General features: G+C 60.2%; 17 protein-coding genes and 1 other RNA gene. 7 read left to right on the top strand and 11 right to left on the bottom strand.

Annotated features, from left to right (window positions below):
* Nucleotides 1–4: 4 nt before the first annotated feature.
* The gene (locus ACR3YK_RS11180) at nt 5–1510 is read right to left on the bottom strand and encodes a hypothetical protein (RefSeq protein WP_486174943.1); all 1506 of its coding nucleotides are present in this window, start codon (nt 1508–1510) and stop codon (nt 5–7) included.
* Nucleotides 1511–1688: 178 nt separating this feature from the next.
* On the opposite strand from ACR3YK_RS11180, the gene ACR3YK_RS11175 reads away from it, so the two are divergent.
* Nucleotides 1689–2405, top strand: coding sequence for a DUF4191 domain-containing protein (locus ACR3YK_RS11175; RefSeq protein WP_486174942.1), 717 nt, complete (start codon nt 1689–1691; stop codon nt 2403–2405).
* 16 nt (nt 2406–2421) lie between these two features.
* On the opposite strand, the gene ACR3YK_RS11170 is transcribed toward ACR3YK_RS11175, so the two are convergent.
* Complete coding sequence (locus ACR3YK_RS11170; protein ID WP_486176407.1) at nt 2422–2811, bottom strand: RDD family protein; 390 nt, start codon at nt 2809–2811, stop codon at nt 2422–2424.
* Nucleotides 2812–2963: 152 nt separating this feature from the next.
* Here ACR3YK_RS11170 and glnA point away from each other — a divergent pair, with 152 nt between their 5' ends.
* On the top strand, nt 2964–4400 hold the full coding sequence (gene glnA, locus ACR3YK_RS11165; protein ID WP_486174941.1) for a type I glutamate--ammonia ligase: 1437 nt from the start codon (nt 2964–2966) through the stop codon (nt 4398–4400).
* A gap of 68 nt (nt 4401–4468) precedes the next feature.
* On the opposite strand, the gene ACR3YK_RS11160 is transcribed toward glnA, so the two are convergent.
* The 5 genes from ACR3YK_RS11160 to ACR3YK_RS11140 all read right to left on the bottom strand — a co-directional run bounded on the left by ACR3YK_RS11160 (nt 4469) and on the right by ACR3YK_RS11140 (nt 13719).
* Entirely contained in the window at nt 4469–5920 is a 1452-nt protein-coding gene (locus ACR3YK_RS11160) for a UDP-glucose dehydrogenase family protein (protein ID WP_486174940.1), read from the bottom strand.
* A 22-nt stretch (nt 5921–5942) separates the two neighbouring features.
* Nucleotides 5943–7409, bottom strand: coding sequence for a glycosyl hydrolase (locus tag ACR3YK_RS11155; RefSeq protein WP_486174939.1), 1467 nt, complete (start codon nt 7407–7409; stop codon nt 5943–5945).
* Entirely contained in the window at nt 7393–8883 is a 1491-nt protein-coding gene (locus tag ACR3YK_RS11150; RefSeq protein WP_486174938.1) for a glycosyltransferase family 2 protein, read from the bottom strand. The genes ACR3YK_RS11155 and ACR3YK_RS11150 overlap by 17 nt, the downstream gene beginning before the upstream one ends.
* Nucleotides 8884–9431: 548 nt before the next feature.
* Nucleotides 9432–12365 carry a bifunctional [glutamine synthetase] adenylyltransferase/[glutamine synthetase]-adenylyl-L-tyrosine phosphorylase gene (locus ACR3YK_RS11145; RefSeq protein WP_486174937.1) on the bottom strand — a complete coding sequence of 978 codons (2934 nt, stop codon included), beginning with the start codon at nt 12363–12365 and terminating at the stop codon, nt 9432–9434.
* A gap of 16 nt (nt 12366–12381) precedes the next feature.
* Entirely contained in the window at nt 12382–13719 is a 1338-nt protein-coding gene (locus ACR3YK_RS11140; protein ID WP_486174936.1) for a glutamine synthetase family protein, read from the bottom strand.
* A gap of 151 nt (nt 13720–13870) precedes the next feature.
* Between ACR3YK_RS11140 and panB the strand changes: the two genes are divergently transcribed.
* Together panB and gdhA are read left to right on the top strand one after the other, a co-directional pair.
* Entirely contained in the window at nt 13871–14701 is an 831-nt protein-coding gene (gene panB / locus ACR3YK_RS11135; RefSeq protein ID WP_486174935.1) for a 3-methyl-2-oxobutanoate hydroxymethyltransferase, read from the top strand.
* Nucleotides 14702–14747: 46 nt separating this feature from the next.
* The gene (gene gdhA / locus ACR3YK_RS11130; RefSeq protein ID WP_486174934.1) at nt 14748–16097 is read left to right on the top strand and encodes an NADP-specific glutamate dehydrogenase; all 1350 of its coding nucleotides are present in this window, start codon (nt 14748–14750) and stop codon (nt 16095–16097) included.
* Between the two features lie 56 nt (nt 16098–16153).
* Here gdhA and ACR3YK_RS11125 read toward each other — a convergent pair whose 3' ends face one another.
* On the bottom strand, nt 16154–16321 hold the full coding sequence (locus ACR3YK_RS11125; RefSeq protein ID WP_341619839.1) for a methionine aminopeptidase: 168 nt from the start codon (nt 16319–16321) through the stop codon (nt 16154–16156).
* A gap of 49 nt (nt 16322–16370) precedes the next feature.
* Here ACR3YK_RS11125 and map point away from each other — a divergent pair, with 49 nt between their 5' ends.
* Genes map through ACR3YK_RS11110 form a run of 3 tightly spaced genes read left to right on the top strand, consistent with a single transcriptional unit; the run spans nt 16371 to nt 18751 of the window.
* Nucleotides 16371–17237, top strand: a complete 867-nt coding sequence (map, locus tag ACR3YK_RS11120) for a type I methionyl aminopeptidase (protein WP_486174933.1) — start codon at nt 16371–16373, stop codon at nt 17235–17237.
* A 54-nt stretch (nt 17238–17291) separates the two neighbouring features.
* On the top strand, nt 17292–18038 hold the full coding sequence (gene ppgK / locus ACR3YK_RS11115) for a polyphosphate--glucose phosphotransferase (protein WP_486174932.1): 747 nt from the start codon (nt 17292–17294) through the stop codon (nt 18036–18038).
* A 2-nt stretch (nt 18039–18040) separates the two neighbouring features.
* A complete protein-coding gene (locus ACR3YK_RS11110; RefSeq protein WP_486174931.1) occupies nt 18041–18751 on the top strand; it encodes a VIT1/CCC1 transporter family protein in 711 nt (236 codons plus the stop codon).
* Between the two features lie 61 nt (nt 18752–18812).
* On the opposite strand, the gene rnpB is transcribed toward ACR3YK_RS11110, so the two are convergent.
* The 3 genes from rnpB to ACR3YK_RS11095 form a co-directional block, all read right to left on the bottom strand.
* An RNA gene (gene rnpB / locus ACR3YK_RS11105) (RNase P RNA component class A) lies at nt 18813–19184 on the bottom strand.
* A gap of 32 nt (nt 19185–19216) precedes the next feature.
* Entirely contained in the window at nt 19217–19957 is a 741-nt protein-coding gene (locus tag ACR3YK_RS11100) for a zinc ribbon domain-containing protein (protein ID WP_486174930.1), read from the bottom strand.
* 30 nt (nt 19958–19987) lie between these two features.
* Nucleotides 19988–20806, bottom strand: coding sequence for a Nif3-like dinuclear metal center hexameric protein (locus tag ACR3YK_RS11095; protein ID WP_486174929.1), 819 nt, complete (start codon nt 20804–20806; stop codon nt 19988–19990).
* Nucleotides 20807–20811 lie beyond the last annotated feature (5 nt).

The following is a 20811-nucleotide window of genomic DNA, read 5'->3' as shown; positions in this document are numbered from 1 at the left end:
CGCATCATTGTTGAGGGAGTGTATAGCTCCTGATTCGCCAACCGGCCTCGCCCTTCACCAGAAGGAGCGAGGCCGGTTTGTTTGCGCCGTCCGGTGCGTCGAACTCGAAGAGAACGCTGTCCCCGAGTCGTTGCACCTCGTGTGCCTCCGACGGGTCGAAGAGCAAAGCCGGCGCTAGCTCTTGGCCCCCGAGCACCGCCGCGATCGTTGCAGCATCCGCCCTGAACGCAGGCGAATCACGCTGCGCAACCACGTCGAGGCACTTGGTCGAAAGATCTGCTAAGCAGTGTTCACGGGTTCTTAGAAGGGTTGCGAGCGCATCGAGAGGATCACCCGATAGCTCGCTACTTTTCGTGGCTGCACGAGGGTGTTCCTCCTCGACGCTTTCGGTGCCTTGTCCACTCGCGGCGCCTGCCATAACCGTTCTCGAGTCCTCGTCGAGCTCAAAAACAGCTTTCTCGCCGGATGAATTCACCCCGGTGCCCGCATCGGCCTCGGCGTTGCCTGCCAGCCAGAGCGCTACCGCAAGCACGAGCGCGATTGCTCCCGCAACAGCGACCACCCAGGTACGTTTCGGGACCGGCGAGCACCACCGTTTGATCGCCTCCCGGAGATGTTCGCCCGCGAGTTTAAGTCTGCGAAGCACGTTGCCGATATTCTCCTGAATACCCGGAGAAAAAGCGAGTAGCGCACCCCAGTGCGCGTTAACGCCGGCTGGACGTTCTGACAATTGCGGTCTGTGTTCTCGCACAAATAACAGAGCTTCGTCGAGCCGATCGTTCTCCGCCGATGTGAACCTTACTGGTTCGGCAGCGCCGAGCTCAAAGAGTTGTCGCTCCCAGTGAAGGTCCCAGTCGACAGCGCAGTGGCTGGAGTGATCTTCTAGCCACGCCGTGAACTCAGCAACGCGGCGTTCTGCGTCGCGATCAGCGACGACTGCGGCGAGCACACTGGACGTGACTGCTGCAAACTGGGCGCGGTCTTCTCCATACGTGGCGTCGTGTTGCACATTCAGCGGCGTGGGTACGTCAGATCGATAGTGGGCACTTTCCCAGTCGGCGAAGAACGGGCGCCCCGCCCTATCGAAACAGATACCGTCTACGGTGATTGCCCCTAGTGAGACGCCCGCCCGATGCATCCGGCCCAACGCGGCGCTCAACGGCGCCAGAATCGTGATCGCCTCTCCCGGTCGCAGCGAATCGCGTTCTCGCAACAGACGCCGAAGCGAGACTGCCCCCTGCCACGCGAGGACGATCGCCGGTGCTCCGTCGGGCGAAACAGCGACATCATCAATCAGGCGGGTGGACTCGCCCTGCGCTCTCGCGCAGCACTCGATCTCTGTCAGTATGCGCGTGAAAGGCACTCCGGGATCAAAGCGCTTGACGGCCTTCAACTCTGAGGGTGCGTCGTCGATGGATGACGATAGCGCACTCACTAGTGCCGTTCGGGACTGCAGTCCTTCGCTCAGCGGTCGAATCGTGTGGTAGCCGGCAATGGTGTCATCTTTCACTGTTACAGCATCGGCGCTAGTGCCGTGAGTCCCCCGCAAGTCAGGCGAGGGTGGGGAAGACGGCGCGCCTCACAAGAACGGGAGGACAGGAGAGCTCAGTTTCTCCGGCGCTCAGCGTTAAATGGCGGCGATTGTTCGAGCGCAATCATGACGCCGCTGAAAGCCGTATCCTAGAACTATGGCACGCAGCGAAAAAAACCCTAAGGCTCCCAAAGAACCCGGTCGCATCAAGCAGATGTACCAGGTGTTCCAAATGACACGACGGTATGACAATCTCGCGATCTGGTTTTTCTTGTTGGCTTTTCTTCTGCCAATTCTGGTCGGGCTTGCTTTGGCGTTCCTTCTCTCATCCGAGAATGTGCTCGGCTTCGTGCTGTACATCGTTGCCGGCGTTATGGCGGGACTTCTGGCCTTCCTCATTGTTCTCGGCCGTCGCGCGGAGCGAGCTGCCTACTCGCAGATCGCCGGCCAGCCGGGTGCTGTAGGTGCGGTACTGAAAAGCTCGCTTCGCCGCGGGTGGACAGCGAGCGAGATGCCTGTAGCCATTAGCCCCAAGACTCAGGATGCGGTATACCGCGCTGTGGGCAAGGGAGGCATTGCCTTGATCGGTGAGGGGCCCCAGAGCCGCACGCAAAAGATGCTCGAAGACGAACGTCGAAAGATGAACCGCTTCCTGCCCAATGTTCCCGTTCATTTTATCTATGTGGGACCGGATGCCGACTCCGTGGCGCTGCATAAGCTTGCGCCCGCCTTGGGGAAGCTCAAGAACGTACTGCGCAAACCGGAAATCCTCGCGATCACCAACAGATTGAAGTCCCTCGACAAGAACGGACTTCCGATTCCTAAGGGAATTGACCCGATGAAGGCGCGTGCGCAGCGGTCTCAGCGCGCATAGAATCTCTGAATTGCGGCTAACGACGAACCAGTAGCGTGCCCGCAATGCGATCGTGCATTCCACGCTGGTCCGCATCCCAGATCACGGCAGGAATGACCAGTGCCATGAGCACCGTGCGAACGATGGGCCGCCATACAGCGAGCACGCCGCCTGTTATGGGAACCACTCGCAGCCCTGCCACGAGGTGACCGAAGCTTCCATTCGCCGTAATCAAAAGAATAATGGTGGCCGCGACGAAAATACCGAGTGTCGCAAACGGTTCGTAGTTGAAGAAGGCAATCGATACGATCACGGCAAAGCCCCAATCGATAGCGAGAGCCACTAGTCTGCGGCCGAGACGGCCAATGGAACGCGGGCCTTCCGCAGGGAGTCCGATTCGTTTGCCAGGCCACTCACCGGGGCTCATTGCTCGCTGATTCACGTCATAAGACTAACGAACGGCGGGCGCGTAACATGCCGGAAACATTACTGAAGTGACGGCGAAACTCGGGTTCTGTACCCTAAGAGGTGGCTGTAACGACAGCCGATCATCAAATGAACCCCTTGGAGTTCCACTCAATGTCTCATCCGAAGTTTTCCAATTCGTCTGAGGTTCTTGCCTTTATCAAGGACACAGACGTCAAGTTCGTCGACATCCGGTTTACCGATCTTCCCGGTATCCAGCAGCACTTCAACATTCCCGCCGCCTCAGTCGATGAAGACTTCTTCGCTGTCGGCCAGCTCTTCGATGGTTCATCGATCCGCGGTTTCCAGTCAATCCACGAGTCGGATCTTCAACTGATCCCCGACGTCACTACCGCCTACATTGACCCGTTCCGGGTCGAGCGCACCCTGATCATTATTTTCGACATCTACAACCCCCGCAACGGCGAGATCTACGCTCGCGACCCGCGTCAGGTTGCCAAGAAGGCCGAAAAGTACCTTGCGTCGACGGGAATTGCGGACACCGCCTTCTTCGCTTCCGAAGCAGAGTTTTACATCTTCGACGACGTTCGCTACGAAGTGAAAGCGAACAAGAGCTTCTACGAAGTGGATTCCAGCGAAGGTGCCTGGAACAGCGGCCGCAGCGAAGAAGGCGGTAACCTCGCCAACAAGACCCCCTTCAAGGGCGGCTACTTCCCCGTCTCCCCCGTCGACCAGCACGCAGACCTCCGCGACGACATCGTTGTGAAGCTCATCGATGTTGGACTCGAGGTCGAGCGCAGCCACCACGAGGTCGGCACCGCAGGCCAAGGTGAAATCAACTACAAGTTCGACACCCTCGTTCACGCCGGTGACGACATCCTCAAGTTCAAGTACATCGTCAAGAACACCGCGAACGAGTGGGGCAAGACCGCAACGTTCATGCCCAAGCCACTCTTCGGCGACAACGGATCGGGAATGCACACCCACCAGTCGCTGTGGAACGACGGTTCACCTCTGTTCTACGACGAAAAAGGCTACGGCGGACTCAGCGACACCGCTCGCTGGTACATCGGTGGACTCCTCAAGCACGCTCCTGCTGTTCTCGCGTTCACGAACCCGACGGTCAACTCGTACCGTCGCCTGATTCCTGGATTCGAAGCGCCCGTGAACCTCGTTTACTCAGCTGGAAACCGTTCGGCTTCCATCCGCATCCCGATCACGGGAACCAACCCCAAGGCCAAGCGCATCGAGTTCCGCGCGCCTGACGCTTCGGGTAACCCGTACCTCGCATTCGCTGCTCAGCTCATGGCTGGCCTCGACGGCATCAAGAACAAGATCGAGCCGCACGAGCCCGTCGATAAGGACCTCTACGAATTGCCCCCGGAGGAAGCCCGTCTGATTCCCCAGGTTCCTGCCTCGCTTGAGGATGCGCTCGTCGCGCTGGAGAACGACCACGAGTTCCTCATGGAAGGCAACGTCTTCACCAAGGACCTCATTGAGACGTGGATCGACTACAAGCGCACGAACGAACTGCTTCCGTTCGCACAGCGCCCGCACCCGTACGAGTACGAACTGTACTTCGGCGTCTAAGCGCTCACACAGCAGAGAGTGGGGCCGCATCTTTTGGGATGCGGCCCCACTTCGTTAACGAATGCGGACTAGCCCGCTGGTGCCAGCTGCGGAGTGCGACGCGTGAGGTCGACCCCGCTGCCGTCGATAGCAGGAGCCTTCGAGGATGCCGCCCCGAGTCCACTGAATGACCAGCCAGCAGCACGCCACGTCGCAGCGGGCAAACAGTTTCGGGCATCGATCATGACCCGGCGGCCGACGAGAGCGCCCAGAGCAACCGGATCGCTCGCCGCGAACTCGTCCCACTCCGTGAGCACAAGCAACGCATCGGAACCGGCTGCCGCCTCGTCAACCGAATCCACATAGGTGAGAGTAGGGAACATCCGCTGCGCCGTTTCAGTAGCTTGCGGGTCATAGACCACCACTTGAGCCCCGCGCAGGTGCAGCGCTGCCGCCACATTGAGCGCTGGCGAGTCTCTCACGTCGTCGGTGAGCGGCTTGAAAGCAGCGCCCAGGATTCCGATGCGCCGGTTGAGCACTGAGCCACCGCAGGCGTCGATGGCCAGACCGATCACCTGGAGCCGCTGCGACATGTTGATCTCATCGACCTGTTGAAGCAGCGCCGCAGCCTTCGTCGCCCCGAGCTCACTCGAGCGGTGAATGAGAGCCCGAATGTCCTTCGGCAGGCAGCCCCCGCCGAATCCGAGGCCCGCGTTAAGGAACTGCCGGCCGATGCGCACATCGTGACCGAGTGCATCCGCCAGGACCGCCACGTCGGCGCCGGCAGAGTCGCACACCTCCGCGATCGCGTTGATGAAGGAGATCTTGGTGGCTAAGAATGCGTTCGCACTCACCTTGACGAGTTCTGCTGTCGGAAGGTCACACACAATTACGGGTGTGCCCGATTCAATCGGGATCGCGTACACGTGGCGAAGCGCCGCTTCCGAGCGGGGCGAGACGCCACCCAGCACGATGCGATCCGGGCGCAGGGTGTCCTCGACAGCCTTGCCCTCACGGAGAAACTCGGGGTTCCATACCAGTTCGACCGCGACATCCAGAGGGGCCGCATCCGCAACGATGGAGCGCAAGCGTGCCCCCGTGCCCACCGGCACCGTCGACTTGCCGACGATGAGCCCGTCGTGCGTGAGATAGCGCGCCACCTGTCGCGTCGCCTCTTCAACATAATCGAGGTTCGCCGCGTTACTCCCCCGCTGCTGCGGGGTACCGACGCAGATGAAGTGGATGTCGGAGTTCGCGGTGGCCTCTGCCAGGTCGGTCGTGAAGCGAAGCCTCCCGCTCGCGACGTGCGTGCGGATGAACTCAGGTAATCCCGGCTCGAAGAAGGGAACTTTTCCCTCGCTGAGTTGCTTCACCTTGGCGGGATCGGTGTCAACCCCGATGACGTCGAACCCCATTTCGGCCATCGCTGCGGCATGGGTTGCGCCGAGATAGCCGGTGCCGACGACGCTCAAGCGCGGACGCTCAGCGCCGCCCCACTGACCGATGATCTGCCCTGCTGCGGATGCCGCTGTGCTGTTCATATCCTTCTCCTTATTCATCGGTTCAGCGTGTCGTGAGTGTGAAGTCGCTATCGGGTCTCGCCAGACCTTCGATAAAGGCGGCGAGCGAATCCGGACGAGATTCGATTCGCCAATCGTTGGTGGCGCGCTCCCCTTCGACATAGGTCGTGATCGCCAAGTTGAACCACGAGATACCGACGATGTCGTCGTTCTCTGGCTGTGCCAAGGACTCAAACATGCTTGTCACCCACTCGACTTTGTGGCCCCCCGTTTCCGAGGCACCGATCTCTGCGAGAAAGATCGGCTTCGTAGTGAGGCGTCTCAGCTCAGCGAGGCTCGCGTCGAAGGTGTAGCTGAAAGTGAAATTGTTCTCGGGTTTGTAGGGCGGCCTGAGGTAGCCAGAAAGCCCGACCCAGTCCACATAGTCATCACCGGGATAGAGCCCGTCGAGGAACTCCGATGGTTGGTGAGTCGCGGGAAGATTGTTGATAATGTTCGGCGCCCAGATCCAGATCACAAGATCATTGGCGCCTTCTTCGGCAAAAATGTCGTGGACATGCTGCCACATGGTGACGAAGTCCCCGACGCGATTGGAGTTGATGGAGTTGCCTTGCCCATCCGTCTCAGACCACGGGTACCAGACGCCGTTCATCTCATGGTTGAGGCGGATGCCGAGAGGTAGCCCTGTAGCAACGATGTCACGCGCGTACTCGTGAAGGTAGTCGTCGAACGCACCCTCAACTCCGGCCTCGGGGTTACCGATGATCGCCGGCAGGGTGTAATCGGGCTCGACGACTTGATCGTTTGCCGCGCCGATCGGGCGTGACTCCCAGGTCAGAATGGGAAGCGTGTCTCGTGACCAGGATCGTGTCACCGCATTTGCCCTAAAGTCTTCATCCCAGCCGCCGAAGTAGCCCACCGTGTTGGGGGTGCTGCCCAATGCGGCTGAGACCGAGTCATACGTTGCCCAGTTGAATGGTGCTTGCTCCGTAAATAGCCCCAGATAGGACGAGGCAGGATTCACGATCTCGGCTTTGGTCGGCGCCGTTATGCCTGCCGCGATGGGCGGAGTCTGCGGTTTGCTGGGGGTCGACGGTGCTGGTGCGGTGGAGTTTGTCGACCTACTCGCCTGCAAGGCCTTGAGCGTGCCCTCCACCGACCACAGTTCCTGCTGCAGTGCCGCAGACTGGGCGTTGGTCTCGGTCAGATTCTTCTTCGCGACGTCGATGGATTCTTCGAGCCCATCGATCTCAGAGAGTAGGTCGTTTCGCTCCTCTTCCCATGCGGCTCGTTCAGTCGCCAAAGTCTCTGCTTCGAGCACGCTCTTCGCGGCGTTGCTGAGGGTTTGATTGACGGGACTAGTCGGTGAGATCCACACGAAGGCACTAGTCGCGCCGAGCGTGAGAACTAGGGCGGCGCTTCCGACGCCCGTCCAGCGTGTTCGCGCGCTACTGACTGCCCACCATGCTGCGGCGCTACTACCGATTGCGGAGTTACGAGAAGAAAACAATGGATACCGCCTCTACTGCGAAAATCGAAATACCGATGACGTAAGGCCACGCGGCCTTGGGGTTGAGCCGAGGTGCAGGAGCTGCCTTCGCTGCCACGCGTGTTGCGCGTCGTGGCGGCGCTTCAAGTACAGCCACCGCCCCGGCAGGGCTCGCTGGCTGAAAATCCAGATCAGCGATAGCCTCACGGTCAGCATCGAGTTGTTCGACGAGAAGATCATTGGAGTTGCCACCCGCGTACGCCCCTGCCCGGGTGCCCCAGCCGCTGGCGTGGCCCATCTTGAAGAAACCAATGAGCCGGATGGGCATCAAAAACGCCGTCGAAACGATGATGAAGGCCGGAAGTCGTAAGAAGTCCATCGGCTTTTCAGAGAGATGGCGCACTTGTCGAATCGCCATGCTCACTACCGAGGAGACGACCATGAGGCCGAGCACCAGAAGCACGCCGCTCTGCACTCCATATTCCGAAAGGAAGCCTTCGTAGAAGTTGTACCCCTGCCCGCTCACGGCGCGGTAGATCCAGCCCGCTACGACGCCCGCCAGCAGGAAAGGCAAGATGATGTCCATCACGAAGAAGACGGCCAACACTGGAGCGTGGCCCAGCATCCAGGGAAGCATCCGAAGCGTGTTGTACTGACTGCCCCGTGCCCACCGCAATTGCTGCTTGTATAGCTTCTTCACCTCAAGCGGAGCATCGGTATAGACCAACGAGGTGTGCTGGTACACCGTGCGATGACCTTCCTGAAGCGCGAGGTTAGTGAGGGTTCGGTCATCGCTGACCTCCAGGAAAACGCCCATAAAGCGCTCATTCATGAAGCGATCCATCACGCGCATCATGATCGACCGGCGGAACGCGATAGTGCGTCCGGGCAAGCACCCCACTTGGCCGAGCACGCTCTGAGCCGGCATTGAATAAAGCGCCCGCGAATTCTCTAGCCAGTCCGCCCAACGGGTAATCCAACTTCGTTCTGGCTCCAGGATGCGCTGCCTCGTCGTGACCCCGCCTACCTTGGCGTCGGCGAACGGACGAACAAGCTCTGACAGCGTGTTGTCTGTCCACACTGTGTCGGAATCGACGAGCACCGTGATGTCGCCGGTTGACAACTCCGTACCGATCATCACGGCATTGCGCTTGCCCGGGATGGGGGTGTGCACCCAGCGCACCAACGGTGCAAACTCTTCACTGATCCGCTCCAGCGTGGGGTTCGGAGCACCGTTAATGACAACGATGATCTCGGAGGGCCGCTGTTCGACCATGCGAGCGAGAACATCACGAAAGAGGTCCTCTGGTTCGTCCAGCACGGGCACGACAACACTTGTCGTGCCCGTAAAGGTGCCGGTATACGGTCGATACCGCGACGACAATATGACCTTGAGTAACCAGAGCGCCCAGATAAGCGATGAGTAGATGGCGAACATATAGATCTCGGGGTGCCCCTCGATCATGTGGCGAAGCTGCAGAATGAAAATAAACACGAATGCCCCCGACTTTGTCATTGTGAACGGTGATCATCCGCGACGCTGAGGATGCTTCTCGACCCTGAGTTGCTTGATTATTGACCGCTGGTTTTGCCGACCGCAAGGCTGCGGTTTCGGCAGGTTGCAACGTTAAGTGGTCTCGATCGCAGCGACCTCGCAGTCGCCGTGTGGGCCTTTCTGCTGACGTTGTGGATCAACTCGCGCTGCCCCGTGAGCGAGGTTGAAGAAAGTCGTGTGAGACGCGTCGACGCAACGTTACCGAGGTGCAGCCGGTTTGAAGAAAATGCTAGTCCGGGGCGTTTTTCAGACGATGGAGGCTCCGCGTGAGCGGGGAGAACTGGTCGGCTATGATGGCGTCGGTTCCGAATCTGAGTCACACATTCGCCACCGCCCCTCCCCACAATGGGGTACAAGAATGAAGGGCGCACACAGCGGCATCTGGACGCGGCCCACTTGGTTTCAGGTTTTACACCGCCGAAACAAAGTAGCCCCGCAACGCACACACCAGTCGGCTTGAACTCCGCGGCGCTGAGCCGACCCGCGCTTCAGGAACGAGGAACGTTTGCGACGCCGTAGAAGCGCCGCTCGAACACTCGACGCGCACGACGCGTGGCGCGAAGGTAGTCCTCTTCGAGCTGACTGGCCGATCCCGGCGGATACTCCAACATACGGGCGATGCCTTCGAGCTGAAGGCGATCGGTGGGCAGCACATCTGAGGTTTTAGACGTCCACAACGTGATCGCTGAACGCACCCTGGAGGCGAGAATCCACGCTTCGCGCAGACGAGCGGCGTCAGAGGCGGTCACAAACTTGTGTTCGACTGCAGCATCCAGAGCATCGAGAGTCGATGTTGTGCGAAGTCCCTCGACGGTTGCGCCATGCTGCAACTGAAGCAACTGGACGAACCACTCGACGTCACTCAGCGATCCACGACCGAGTTTGAGGTGACGGGATGGGTCTGCAGCCTGCGGAAGCCGCTCTGACTCGACCCGGGCCTTAATGCGCTTGACCTCACGAACATTCTGCGGCGAAATCGCTTTCGGATAGCGCACACGATTGGCAAGTTCGGTGAAATCGCTGAGTAACGCGTCATCGCCAGCAACACCGCGCGCACGCAACAGGGCTTGCGCTTCCCAGGTGAGCGACCAGCGTTCGTAGTAAGCCTCGTACGACTCGAGAGAGCGCACAATAGCGCCATTCTTGCCTTCGGGACGAAGGTCGAGGTCGAGGTCGAGAGGCAGCTTCACATCTTCGGTAATGCGAGTGAGACCCTTCGCGAGAGCCGTCGCCCGTTTTGCGGCGTCTTCGGCGGTCGCATCGGTCGCCCGATAAACGTACATCACGTCAGTGTCGGAACCGAAGCCGGACTCGGCTCCTCCATAGCGCCCCATCGCGATGATGCCAAACTCGATTCCATCAGGTTCAGGACGCAAAACCGCGAGTGTTCCCTCAAGAATGGTGGTTGTGATGTCGCTCAACCCACGGCCAAGCTCCTGAATCGTGATTACTCCAACAATGGAACCAATCGCGAGCCGAAGCACTTCACGACGACGTGCGGTGCGCAGGGCGACAGCCGCGGCATCCTCGTGGCCCTTATGACGGGAGACGATGGCGCGTGCCTCATCACGAAGGACCGCGAGAGGTCGGGGGCGAAGTTCCTTCTCGTGCTCGAGCCATGCAGCCGCCTCCGGAATACGCTCGAACAAGCCACCCACATATTTGGATGCCGAGAGCACGTGTGTGAGCCGCTCAGCCGCCCCGGAGGAGTCCCGCAACATTCGCAAGAACCAGTAGGCCTCACCTAGAGCCTCACTCAGACGACGGAACGCCAGCAGCCCGTAATCGGGGTCGGCGCCCTCAGAGAACCATTGCAGCATGACGGGTAACAGTGCGCGTTGAATCGTTGCTCTTCGCGATACGCCGCCGGTGAGCGCCGCTATATGCGCGAGCGCGCCTTTGGGATCGAGAAAACCAATCGCCGCGAGCCGCGCTGCCGCTTGCTCACTCGACAGCGCCAAGCCCTCTTCGGGCAGCGCCGCCACCGCGGAGAGCAGGGGGCGATAGAAGAGACGCTCGTGTAGGCGGCGCACGGCAATCTTGGTGCGCTGCCACTGCTCCGTGAGATCGGCAGCATTCTTTGCGATACCGGTTGCGCGCGCCAGCACCCGGAGGTCATCCGGGTCGCGCGGCATGAGGTGGGTCCGACGCAGGCGGGACAACTGGATGCGGTGCTCGAGGAGCCGCAAGAAACGATAGTCCCGAGCGAACTCCCCCGCCTCCACCCGCCCGATATAGCCGTGCTCTGCTAGGGCGATCAGTGCTTGAAGGCTCGATGTTTGGCGGACGTCGTCATCGTTTTGTCCGTGGACAAGCTGCAGTAGCTGCACCGTGAACTCGATATCACGCAGACCGCCGGGGCCGAGTTTGAGCTGCACATCGCGCTCGTGGGGAGGAATGTTTTCGGTGACGCGTTCCCGCATCCGCTGCACTGAAGCGACAAAGTTTTCACGAGAAGCGCTGGACCAGACCAGCGGCGAAACCCCGTCGATATAGCGACGGCCGAGCTCGCGGTCGCCGGCGAGGGGACGCGCCTTGAGCAGGGCTTGGAACTCCCAACTCTCTGCCCAACGGTCGTAATACGCCAGATGAGACTCGAGCGTGCGAACGAGAGCACCGTCTTTGCCCTCGGGCCGAAGGTTCGTGTCGACCTCCCACAGAGCAGGTTCAATCGTGAGGTCTTGGATGCCGCGAATTGTCTGCACTGCCAGTGGCGTTGCGATCGTGACCGCTCGGTCGGCGCTGATGCCGTCGGGCTCCGTGACGAAGATCACGTCGACATCCGACACGTAGTTGAGTTCTCGGGCGCCTGCCTTACCCATGCCGATGATGGCGATGCGGGTGGCCGCAACATCCGCTTCGGGAAAGTTGACGGAACGACGGGCGACCGAAAGAGAAGCCTCGAGGGCTGCCCCCGCAAGGTCGGCGAGGGCCATCGCGACACGGTCGACGGCCGCAAGCGGATCGTCTTGAGCCAGATCCCACGCCGTAATCTTGGCCAACTCACGGCGATACCGTACGCGCAGCGCAACCCAGGCAGCCTCCTCATCGAGTTCGCGCGTTACTTCAGTGAGGGACTCGACGTATTCCTCCGGCGAAGATGGAGCCGCAATCGGCGTGCACATCGCATCCAATTCAGAGGGATGACGAACGAGAAAGTCACCGAGACCGGAGGATGCCCCAAGCACGTGAACAAGACGCGCAGCGGCTTCATCGTTCTGCAGCAGCGGCACCAACTGCTGAGGTGCCGATTCGGAGAGTTCAAGAAGCAGCCGAAGCGCCTGGTCAGGGTCTGCTGCGCGAGAGAACAACGAGGCCGGCACTTCTGGCCGATCCAGCGCTACAAGGCGCTCTCGTGCCTCGCTGAGTTCGAGAAAACCCAGTTTGGCGAGTTCGGTCAGAGTGTAGGTAGGCGTCGACATAACGTGACCGCGGGGTCTAGAGGATCTCTAGGCTGCTCTCGAGCTCGTACGGCGTTACCTGAGCACGGTATTCCTTCCACTCGCGACGCTTGTTGAGCAGCACAAAGTTGAAGACTTGCTCGCCCAGCGTTTCGGCAACGAGCTCGGAACTCTCCATGATGCTCAGCGCGTGGTTGAGGTTCGACGGCAACTGTTCGTAACCCAGTGCGCGGCGCTCGTGCTCGGAGAGATCACCAACGGCGTCCTCAGCCTCAAGGGGAAGCTCGTAGCCCTCTTCAATGCCCTTGAGCCCGGCAGCAAGCAGCAGCGAGTAAGCAAGGTACGGGTTGGCAGCCGAGTCGAGAGCACGGTACTCGATACGAGCGCTCTGTCCCTTGCCGGGCTTGTACAGCGGCACGCGCACGAGAGCGGAACGGTTGTTGTGTCCCCACGTGACGAAGCTCGGCGCTTCGTCGCCGCCCCAGAGCCGCTTGTACGAGTTCACAAACTGGTTCGTGACGGCCGTGATTTCGGGAGCGTGCTTGAGGACACCGGCCATGAACTGACGACCGACCTTCGACAGCTGGTAGTGACCACTTGCGTCATAGAACGCGTTCTGGTCGCCTTCGAAGAGAGACATGTGGGTGTGCATTCCCGAACCAGGCTGACCCGACATCGGCTTCGGCATAAACGTCGCATAAACGCCCTGCTCGATAGCGACCTCTTTGATTACGGTACGGAACGTCATGATGTTGTCTGCGGTCGTCAGAGCGTCGGCGTAGCGCAGGTCGATCTCGTTCTGACCGGGGCCGGACTCGTGGTGGCTGAACTCCACCGAGATACCGAGATCTTCGAGCATCCGCACCGACCGGCGACGGAAGTCGTGGGCGGTTCCGCCGGGGACATTGTCAAAGAATCCCGCCGAATCGACAGGCTCAGGACGGCCCTTGCGAAGCTTGCTGGACTTGAGCAAGTAGAACTCAATCTCAGGGTGCGTGTAGAAGGTGAAGCCGCGCTCGGCTGCCTTCTCAAGAGTGCGCTTGAGCACGTTACGAGGGTCGGATGCTGCAGGCTGGCCGTCAGGCGTAGAGATGTCACAAAACATACGCGCAGTGGGGTCAATCTCTCCACGCCACGGCAGAATCTGAAAAGTGGTGGGGTCGGGATGCGCGAGCATGTCTGCTTCGTACGCCCGAGTGAAGCCCTCAATGGCCGAGCCGTCGAAGCCGAGGCCCTCTGCGAAGGCGCCCTCAATTTCTGCCGGAGCAACAGCGACGCTCTTGAGCGTGCCCACCACGTCCGTAAACCAGAGGCGTACGAATTTGATGCCGCGTTCTTCAATAGTACGAAGAACGAAATCGCGCTGCTTATCCATTGACATTGAGTCCCTCGATCCGTGCCCTGCCGCGAAATTGCGACATCGATTCTGCCGCTCTAAGGTTACTTGCTCGAGGGCGTCTCCGCAGCGCACTCGCCGCGGCCCGATCTCGATCGCGCCGCACGCCGGTATCGTTAGACTGACGGCTATGACTGACTCCGCCGCCGCTGACGCCCAAGCCAAGCTCAAACGAGTTCGCACTCGCCATTTTCAGACGGCGAAAGAGAACGGGATCAAGATTGTTGGTCTCACCAGTTATGACCAGTTGACCGCCGGAATCTTCGACGAGTCGGGTATCGACTTCTTGCTGGTGGGTGACTCTGCCGGCAACAACGTTTATGGCTACGACACCACCCTTCCAGTGAGCATCGACGACCTCATCCCCCTCACCCGTGCTGTTGCTGGCGCCGTCACGCGCGCATTCGTTGTGGCGGATTTGCCGTTCGGCTCGTACGAAACCGGACCGGACGAAGCGCTCCACACGGCGTTCCGGTTCATGAAGGAAACCGGCGCCCACGCCGTGAAACTGGAAGGTGGTGTGCGCAGCGCCGAGCAGATTCGACGCATCGTGGATGCCGGAATCCCGCTGATGGCTCACATCGGCTTCACCCCGCAGAGCGAACATGGCCTCGGTGGCCACGTTATTCAGGGACGTGGAGACGGCTTCGAGCAGCTTCTCGCCGACGCTCTCGCCGTTCAAGAGGCTGGCGCGTTTGCGGTCGTGCTCGAAATGGTTCCCGCGGATGCCGCAGCCAAGATCACTGAAGCGCTCACGATTCCGACGATCGGTGTCGGCGCTGGCCCCCACGTTGATGGGCAGCTCTTGGTCTGGACGGACTGGGCTGGTCTCACTAAGGGACGCATCCCCAAATTTGTCAAACAGTACGCCGACTTGCGTGCGACGCTCGCGGGCGCGGTAGACGAATACCGTGCTGATGTGGCCTCCGGCTCTTACCCGACCGAGGACCACTCTTACTAGGGCACAACCCTTTTCTTAGATTCACCACTACTTGCGAAAGCGATGAATGACTTCTGCACTTTCCCCTGCCCTCCGCGCTGTCTACGACGAAGCTACTCAGCGCAATGCTCATGAACCGGTGTTCCACCAAGCGCTTCACGAAGTGCTTGAATCCATCTCACCCGTACTGAACAACCACCCCGAGTTTGTCGACGCTGGAATTGTCGAACGGTTGATTGAGCCCGAGCGCCAGATCATGTTCCGGGTACCCTGGCACGACGACGCGGGCAACGTTCGCGTCAACCGAGGTTTTCGGGTGCAGTTCAACTCGGCGCTCGGCCCGTACAAGGGCGGGCTGCGCTTTCATCCCAGCGTCAACTTAGGCATCGTCAAGTTCCTCGGTTTCGAGCAGATCTTCAAGAACGCACTGACCGGGCAAGGCATCGGCGGGGCAAAGGGCGGCTCAGATTTTGATCCGCATGGAAAATCGGATGCCGAAGTCATGCGCTTCTGCCAGAGCTTCATGAGCGAGCTCTATCGCCATCTCGGCGAACACACCGACGTTCCCGCTGGAGACATGGGAGTGGGCGCTCGAGAGATCGGATTCCTCTTCGGACAGTATCGTCGGCTCACGAACCGCCACGAATCAGGGATGTTCACGGGCAAGGGCGTTCAGTGGGGCGGCGCCGAAGTTCGTACTGAAGCCACCGGGTACGGCACGGTTTTCTTCGCACAAGAAATGTTGGCGACGCGCCAAGACAGCGTTGAAGGAAAGCGCGCGATTGTCTCGGGCTCCGGAAACGTGGCGATTTACGCGATCGAAAAGCTTCAGCAGCTCGGCGCGAAACCCATCACCGCGTCGGACTCCGGCGGGTACATCGTCGACGAGAACGGGCTCGATCTCGAACTGCTCAAGCAATTGAAAGAGGTCGAACGCGCTCGCATTTCGGAGTACGCGGAGCGGCGCCCGTCGGCGCGATATGTCGCCGGAGGTTCCGTGTGGCATGTACCGGGAGAGTTAGCTTTCCCCTGCGCTACCCAAAACGAGCTCACCCTCAATGACGCCCGCACCCTGCTGAATAATGGCCTCGCGCTCGTCGCAGAAGGGGCGAACATGCCCTGCACTCCGGATGCGGTCGAGACTTTCCAAGCGGCAGACGTGCTGTTTGCACCCGGCAAGGCCGCCAACGCAGGCGGAGTCGCCACTTCTGCGCTCGAGATGAGCCAGAACGCCGCACGCCAACGTTGGGACTTCACGTCAAGCGAAGACAAGCTTCACGAGATCATGCGCGGCGTTCACGCTTCTGCGTGGGAGGCCGCGGAATTCTACGGTCATCCCGGAGACTACGTTGTCGGCGCGAACGCTGCCGGTTTCAAGCGCGTCGCTGACGCCATGCTCGCGCAAGGAGTCATCTAGGCGCCACGGCGTGTGGCTTGTCGAGGGGCCGGCGCCCGAGCCCGCTGAGGCGAGCTCTAGGCGTCAGATTCCTCCGCTGCCCATTTGCGGGCACGCTCGGCGATGATCTGCGGAGCTCGCTCGGCTTCTGCTCGCGTTTCGAATGGTCCGTCGCGATCGACCGCAAGTGATTGCGGCCCCTCTTCGACTTCACCGGTCTTGTGGTTGTACCACCATTGCTCCATGTGGTTCGTCCTTTCGCTCGCGGTAACACTACGCCGGTAGACTAGACCAATGCCTCGGGATAATTCTGGTCACCTCGTTCCGGGAGTAATCCCACCTCAACTCGCTGTGCCGAAGTCGATAACTCGGCCCGAGTACGTTGGCAAGACGGCGCCGCGCCCCTTCACCGGGACTGACGTCTACAACGCCGAAGAAGTTGACCGCATCCGCGCCGCGGGAAAGATTGCCGCCGGTGCAGTCGAAGCGGTGGGTGCCGCTATTCGCCCCGGCATCGCGACGGCGGAGCTCGATGTCATCGCTCACGAGTACATGCTCGAGCGCGACGCTTACCCCTCGACGCTGGGGTACCGCGGGTTCCCTAAGTCATGCTGCACGAGTATCAATGAAGTGATCTGTCACGGCATCCCCGATGACACCGTGCTTGAGGATGGCGACATCATCAACATTGATATCACTGCCTACAAAGACAGCATGCACGGCGACCTCAACAAGACATTCCTTGTCGGAGACGTGTCAGAGGATGCCCGCAACCTTGTGGAGCGCACTCAGGAAGCCCTCAACCGCGGCATCAAGGCCGTGGCGCCCGGTCGCCAGGTCAACGTAATCGGCCGCGCAATTGAGTCGTACGCGAAGCGTTTTGGCTATGGCGTGGTTCGAGACTTCACGGGGCACGGGGTTGGCTCAGCTTTCCACTCCGGCCTCATCATTCCGCACTATGACTCCGCGCCGCAGTTCAACGATGTGATCGAGGTCGGAATGGTCTTTACGATCGAACCCATGTTGACGCTCGGCACCCACGAGTGGGATCTGTGGGCTGATGACTGGACGGTCACCACCCGCGACAAGAGCTTGACTGCCCAGTTCGAACACACAATGGTTGTGACTGAACGCGGCACTGAAATTCTGACACTCCCCTAACGACATAGCTCGCACACGATCTGACGCATCCCTACGCACGCGAAAGTAGACACTATGACTCAGGCACTAGGAATCGACATCGGCGGCACCGGCATCAAAGGTGCCATCGTTGATACCGATACCGGCAAGCTCGTGAGCGAGCGGATGAAGATCGCGACACCCAAGTCGGGCAAGCCTAAAGAGATCATCGCCGTCGTTGTCGAGCTGATCGAGAAGCTCGGCGGCCTCCCTGAAGGCATGCCCGTTGGCGTGTGCTTTCCCGCGATCGTTCGCAACGGCAAGACCATGTCTGCCGCCAACATCTCCAAAGAGTGGATCGGGCTGGATGCCGAGAAACTATTCGAGAAAGCCCTCGGTCGCGACATCCACTTCGTCAATGATGCGGATGCCGCTGGAGTGGCCGAAGTGCGTTTCGGTGCTGCTAGAGACGTGCCGGGTCTCGTGCTTCTGACCACATTAGGCACAGGAATTGGCAGCGCTCTAATCTATAACGGCACTCTCGTACCTAATTCCGAACTGGGGCACTTGCTCATCGGCGGCCGCGATGCAGAAAAAGGCGCATCGTTCGCAGCGAAGGAGCGTCGTCGCTTGAGTTGGAAATCCTGGGCCAAGCGACTGCAGCGCTACTACAGCCACCTCGAGCTTCTTTTCTCCCCTGACCTCATTCTTGTGGGTGGCGGCGTGTCGAAAAGCCACGAGAAGTTTCTGCCACTGCTCCGATTGCGGGCGCCAATAGTTCCAGCAGAGTTGCGCAACAACGCAGGAATCATGGGCGCCGCCGCTCTCGCCGTGAAGCAATAGCGATGAGCTTTCACGACAACGAACCTCACGCGGGCGATCTCGCTGGCCGGCTAAATTGGCTACGCGCCGGAGTGCTGGGAGCGAATGACGGAATCGTGTCGGTGGCTGCGATCGTCGTGGGTGTAGCCGGGGCGACCTCCGCTATCGCTCCGCTCATTACTGCTGGTATCGCGGGCCTCGTTGGTGGCGCGATCTCGATGGCCCTCGGCGAGTACGTTAGCGTCAGCAGCCAAAGTGACAGCCAACGCGCGCTCATCGAAAAGGAGCGGCAGGAGCTTATTGACGCTCCGGCTGAAGAGCTGGCGGAGCTGGCTGCAATCTACGAAGCCAAAGGAATCAGTGCGGCAACTGCTCAACAGGTCGCGCAGGAACTCACACAACACGACGCATTAACGGCACATCTCGAAGCAGAACTCGGCATCACCGAGCACGACGTCGTGAGTCCGTGGCAGGCTGCAGGAGCTTCCGCTTTGGCTTTCACGATCGGAGGAGTGCTGCCGCTAGCGGCAATTCTCATTGCCGCCGACGATATTCGAGTTGCTGCGACCTTCATCGCGGTCCTCACAGCCCTCGTCATCACGGGAGCGCTCTCCGCGCGAGTCGGAGGAAACAGCTGGGTGCGACCGACCCTGCGAATAGTGATCGGCGGTGCTCTTGCACTAGCGACCACCTTCTTGATCGGCACGCTCTTGGGTACGAGCGGCGTCGTATAGCTCGCTCGCGAGCGGAGGAGGCACGCTGCGCAGGGATGGTCGCTGCGCACGGCTGGGAGCGGGAATGGGCCGGCTAGTACGCCGGGTTCTGTTCACACGAAACCGAAATCTCGTGCTGGACGGTCATCTATCTACGATGTACGTTGCCGCACACCTCTAGCGATCTACCCGAAGACTTGGCGAGCAGCCTTAGCGTCTTCTGTCTGATCTTGCTCCGGACGAGGTTTACCTAGCCGACCGAGTCACCCCGGCCGCTGGTGGTCTCTTACACCACCGTTTCACCCTTACCCCAGACCGAAGTCTGTGGCGGTCTACTTTCTGTTGCACTGTTCTCGCGGGTTACCCCGGGTGGGTGTTACCCACCATCCTGCTCTGCGGAGCCCGGACGTTCCTCGGTATCCATAACGGATAACGCGACCGTCTTGCCGACCCATTCAACGGTCTAGCTTAGCGTTTGGAGAGCGCTTAGAGTCCCGACTCGTTCGTGCGGACGAGGATGCCTTCGCTGCTGGCACACATAATCACGGCATCGGGAGCGGCGGCACGAATCTCCTGCATTTCGTTCTCGAGCAATTTGACTCCGGATGCCAGCGATACTCCGCCGCGCAACAACGAAGCGCCAACGCCGTAACGCTCGCGCTGACGTTCGTAGAGAGCGAGAAGGTCTTCCGGAATGGTGCCCTGCAACGCGGTGCGGCCGGTGCGAGTCGTGGCCAACTCAGCTTCGATCACGGAGAGAGCCTCGTCGCGGCTGGCTTCGAGTTCGGCGAACTGAGAGGTAAGGTTTCCGCCCTGCTCCAGGAGGTTGTCTACGACCTTCTGCTGCGCTTCGAGCTTCTCCATAACGGCGAGCTCAATGTCTTCAAGGTTGCTGAGTCGCGTGCGCAAAGCGGTGAGCTCCTGCTCAAGGGCAGCAACGTCCTTGGGCGACGAACTAGCATCGAGGCGTGACGTGTCACGAGCAATGCGCGCTTCGACAACCTTGACGTCAGACTCGATGCGACTCATTTCGAGCTCGATGTCTTCCTTGATGCCACGCTCTTCGAGAATCGTCAGCTGAAGCTTGTCGCGGTGCTTCTTGAGCTCCGACAACTGCTCGTGCTCGGGAAGCTTCTTAGCGCGGTGCTCCAACTGGGCAATCTTCGTGTCGAAGGCCTGCAGGTCGAGGAGTAAAGCTTGGTCAGCGGGGCTAGCGGTCAACGCCATAGTCATGCTTCTTTCTGTCTAACGGTGCGCTTACTGCACAACCGCAAAATCCCAAGGGTCAGTGCGCAGTTCGCTCACCGTAATCGTTACGTCTGGCAGCAGCGCACGCAATTCGTCGGCTGCGGCGTCGAGCCACAACCACTCGCTCGCCCAGTGCGACACATCGATCAGTGCCGGACCATTCTGCAGCCGAGCATTCTCCCGAGCCTCAGAGGCCGGATGATGTCGAAGGTCACTCGTGATGTATACATCCGACGCCAATACGGCCGGGTCGTTCAAGTATGCGTCACCCGCTCCCCCGCACAATGCCACCGACTGAACCAGTTGCTCGAAATCACCGGCGACACGGATGCCCGTGGCCGTCGGCGGCAGGATCTCAGCAATGAGGCGAGCGAGGCGACCGAGCGTCATCGCCTCCGGCAGTTGCCCCGTGCGGCCGATGCCACGATCCGGAGTCTCGCCTTCAGCGATGGGTGCGATTGAAGTCAAGCCCAGCTTCGAAGCGAAGCGACCCGATGTTCCGGTTTCGACGACATCCGCATTGGTGTGGGCAGCGAGCAAAGCGCAGTCGGCTCGGATCAGCTTGGAGAGCACCGCGCCCTTGTAGCAGTCGCTGGCGACCGAGGTTACGCCTCGCAGCAAGAGCGGGTGATGAGTGATGAGCATGTCAGCACCGCCGGCGATCGCCTCGTCGACGGTATCGAGAACGGCATCAACAGCGAGCGAAATTCTCGACACCGGAGCTTCGATGTCGCCGGAGACGAGCCCCACAGCATCCCATGCTTCGGCACCGGAAACGGGCCAGAGCTGTTCAGCCGCGGCGATTACGTGAGCGACGGTAGTAGACACCCTTT

The sequence above is a fragment of the Salinibacterium sp. 10G20-15 genome (assembly GCF_057365065.1).
This window is presented reverse-complemented; position numbering and strand designations above follow the sequence as displayed.